Genomic DNA, 3,770 nt, shown 5'->3' with positions numbered 1-3,770 from the left:
AACCCGTTCGGGTTCGGCGCCCTCGCCGTGACAAATGGTCTGACTCAGTGCTTCTCGGGTCCGACGTGGTACTCGAACACCAGACCGGCCGCCGAGGCGAGGATCAGTGCCACGGCGATGACGATCATCCACGGCTGGAAGAACGCCAGAGCCACGGCCGCGAAGCCGGCGGACGCGGCGACCAGGATCGGCCAGAAGCTGCCCGGGCTGAAGAAGCCCAGATCGCCTGCGCCGTCGGAGATCTCGGCGTCGTCGTAGTCCTCCGGGCGGGTGTCGAGGCGACGTGCCACGAACCGGAAGTAGGTTCCGATGATCAGGGTCAGTCCGGCCGACAGCGCGATGGCGGTCAGGCCGGCCCACTCGATGCCCGTCCTCGATGCGGCGGTGAACACGCCGTACACGATTCCGACGAGGATGAAAAACACCGTCAAAATCTCAAAGAGCTTGGCTTCGATCTTCATATCAGCTCGTCCTTCAGCGGTTGATGGGTCTTGGGTGCCGTCGGCACGACTACTGGTACTCGCCCTCGAGGACGTTGGTGGCCTGGCGGTACGTCCGGTCCGTGTTGAACGGATGCGTCGAGGTCGCGACCGGAACCTCGCCGATCTCCTTGAGCGCCTCCGCGGTGCTCAGTCCGCGGCCACCCTCGTCGACCGGCTGGCGCAGCGCGATGTACTTCGCGAACTTCTCCGGGCTCACGGCGCGGACCTCGAAGTTCATCATCGCGTGGTAGGTGCCGCACATCTCGGCGCAGCGTCCGACGAACGCGCCTTCCTTCTGGATCTCACTGATCTGGAAGACGTTGTCGGAGTGGTTCTGCTCCGGGTTCGGCATCACGTCGCGCTTGAACAGGAACTCCGGCACCCAGAACGCGTGGATGACGTCGGCCGCGGCGAGGTTGAACTCGATGCGCTTACCGGTCGGGAGCACCAGGATCGGGATCTCGTTGCTCGAGCCGACGGTCTCGATCTTGTCGTAACGCAGGTACGACAGGTCGTTCGCGCTCTTGCCGTTGATCGGACCGGGCACCATCTTGCCGTGGACTTCCTGCTCCTCGGCCGGGCGCTCCGCGGCGGCCTGTGCCGCCACATCGACACCGTCGTACTTGGCGCCGCCCTCACGCAGGTCGATGCTGCGGTAGCCGAACTTCCAGTTCCACTGGTACGCAGTCACGTCGACGACCACGTTCGGGTCGTCCTTCTTCTCGTGGACGTAGTTCTGCACGACCACGGTGAAGTAGAAGAGCACCGCGATGATGACGAACGGCACCGCCGTGTAGAAGAGCTCGAGCGGGACGTTGTACGCCGTCTGCCGCGGGAACTCGGGAGAGTCCTTCTTCTTCCGGTGGAAGATCACCACCCAGAACGTCAGGCCCCACACGATGACACCCATGAACAGGGCGGCGATGACCGACCAGGTCCACAGCTCACGCATCCGCTCAGCCTGCGGGGTAACGCCCGACGGCCATCCGAAGCGAAGCACCGAATTGTCGATCGAACATCCCGACAGCAGCATGGCGGCTAGGCCCAAAGATACCGCTAGCCCCGCTCGCCGAAGGATCCGACTCTGCGCCACGTTCACGCCTTCCTGATCGCCGCAAAATGAATAAGGGCAGCCCAGCGGGAAGCCCGAATACTACGCAGCGTAGACCAAAGCTGGCGCCCATCCACCCTCGGGTCACAACCAACAGTCCGGCGAGTCTGCGGCATACTCGGCAGAGTTATTCGGCAATCCGCTCCATACCTGTTCCAACCAGCATGGAGCCTCCCCCAGGACTGAATTGAGGTATTGGACGCTGTGTGCGGACTGCTCGGGCTACTGACCTCCGACGGAACCACGGACGACGCCGTCGCGCGCGTCGATTCCGCGATGCACTGCCTGCGCCATCGCGGTCCCGACGAGCACGGGACGTGGCACGACGACGACCTGATCTTCGGCTTCAACCGCCTCTCCATCATCGACATCGAGCACTCGCACCAGCCGCTGCGCTGGGGCCCCACGGAGAACCCCACCCGCTACGCGCTGACCTTCAACGGTGAGATCTACAACTACCTGGAGATCCGCGAGGAACTCGCCCGCGACCACGGGGCCCAGTTCCACACCGAGGGCGACAGCGAGGCCATCGTGGCCGCGTTCCACTACTGGGGCGCGGACGCCGTTCGCCGGCTGCGAGGCATGTTCGCGTTCGCGGTCTGGGACACCGAGACCCGCGAGCTGTTCATCGCCCGCGACCCGTTCGGCATCAAGCCGCTGTTCCTCGCGACCGGCACCGCGGGCACCGCGTTCGGCAGCGAGAAGAAGAGCCTGCTCGAGCTCACGGACGTGATCGGCATCGACACCGACCTCGACCCCCGCGCGATCGAGCACTACACGGTGCTGCAGTACGTCCCGGAACCGGAGACCCTGCACGCGCAGATCCGTAGGCTCGAGTCGGGCTCGTACGCCTGGATCCGGCCCGGCGAGACGCCCCGGATCACCCGGTACTTCACGCCGGCGTTCCCGGTCCGGCCGTTCGCGCCCGGCACCGAAGCGGCCCGCTACCGCGAGATCGCCGAGGCACTCGAGGATTCCGTCGCCAAGCACATGCGCGCGGACGTGACCGTGGGCTCGTTCCTGTCCGGCGGCATCGACTCCACGGCGATCGCCGCGCTCGCGATGCGGCACAACCCGAACCTGATCACCTTCACCACCGGATTCGAGCGGGAGGGCTACTCGGAGGTCGACGTGGCCGCCGAGTCGGCCGCCGCGATCGGCGCCCGCCACGTCGTCAAGGTCGTCTCCCCCGCCGAGTTCGCGGCGGCCATCCCCGAGATCATCTGGTACCTCGACGACCCGGTCGCCGACCCGGCCCTGGTGCCGCTGTGGTTCGTCGCGAAGGAAGCCCGCAAGCACGTCAAGGTGGTGCTCTCCGGCGAGGGCGCGGACGAGCTGTTCGGCGGCTACACGATCTACCGGGAGCCGCTCTCACTCAAGCCGTTCGAGTACCTGCCGAAGGCGCTGCGGCGCGCGGCGGGCGCCTTGTCGGAGCGGATCCCCGACGGCACCCGCGGCAAGAGCCTGCTCAATCGCGGTTCGATGACCCTCGAGGAGCGGTACTACGGCAACGCGCGCAGCTTCAACGACGCCCAACTGCGGGCCGTGCTGCGCGACTTCCGGCCCGAGTGGACGCACCAGGACGTGACCGCACCGATCTACGCGCAGTCGCGGGACTGGGATCCGGTCGCCCGGATGCAGCACCTGGACCTGTTCACCTGGCTGCGCGGCGACATCCTGGTCAAGGCCGACAAGATGACGATGGCGAACTCGCTGGAGCTGCGGGTGCCGTTCCTCGACACCGAGGTCTTCGACGTGGCGTCCCGGGTGCCGTTGGACCAGAAGATCACCAAGACCACGACGAAGTACGCGCTGCGGCAGGCGCTGGAGGGCATCGTCCCGCCGCACGTGCTGCACCGCGCGAAGCTCGGCTTCCCCGTCCCGCTGCGGCACTGGCTGTCGGGCACCGAGCTGTTCGACTGGGCGCACCAGCAGATCGCGGACTCGCAGACCGATCACATCTTCGACAAGGCCGCGGTCGCGTCGATGCTGAACGACCATCGCGCGGGCGTCTCGGACCACAGCCGTCGTCTCTGGACGGTGCTGTGCTTCATGGTCTGGCACGGCATCTTCGTCGAGAAGCGGATCGTGCCGCAGATCCAGGAACCGGTCTACCCGGTCCACGTGTAAAGGCGCTCACGCGCAGTGGTGCGGTTACGGAGTCCGGAGACTCCGTA

The 3,770-nt window shown here is 66.2% G+C and carries 3 protein-coding genes; 1 reads left to right on the top strand and 2 read right to left on the bottom strand.

The features are described from left to right. Positions 1-44: 44 nt before the first annotated feature. Both ACFXGJ_RS24160 and ACFXGJ_RS24155 read right to left on the bottom strand, forming a co-directional pair. Positions 45-461: a cytochrome c oxidase subunit 4 gene (locus tag ACFXGJ_RS24160; RefSeq protein ID WP_378625794.1), complete on the bottom strand. Its 417-nt coding sequence runs from the start codon at positions 459-461 to the stop codon at positions 45-47. Positions 462-510: 49 nt separating this feature from the next. Then, positions 511-1,581: a cytochrome c oxidase subunit II gene (locus tag ACFXGJ_RS24155; protein ID WP_378625792.1), complete on the bottom strand. Its 1,071-nt coding sequence runs from the start codon at positions 1,579-1,581 to the stop codon at positions 511-513. A 216-nt stretch (positions 1,582-1,797) separates the two neighbouring features. Here ACFXGJ_RS24155 and asnB point away from each other — a divergent pair, with 216 nt between their 5' ends. Then, positions 1,798-3,723, top strand: coding sequence for an asparagine synthase (glutamine-hydrolyzing) (gene asnB / locus ACFXGJ_RS24150; protein WP_378625795.1), 1,926 nt, complete (start codon positions 1,798-1,800; stop codon positions 3,721-3,723). The last annotated feature ends 47 nt before the right edge of the window (positions 3,724-3,770 follow it).

It is taken from the genome of Rhodococcus sp. NPDC059234 (assembly GCF_042754225.1).
In the GTDB taxonomy this organism is placed as follows: Bacteria; Actinomycetota; Actinomycetes; order Mycobacteriales; family Mycobacteriaceae; genus Rhodococcus_G.
This window is presented reverse-complemented; position numbering and strand designations above follow the sequence as displayed.

Bases quoted from the DNA above. Each gene is read 5' to 3' on its own strand.
- ACFXGJ_RS24160 (WP_378625794.1), bottom strand. From the start codon at position 461: ATGAAGATCGAAGCCAAGCTCTTTGAGATTTTGACGGTGTTTTTCATC.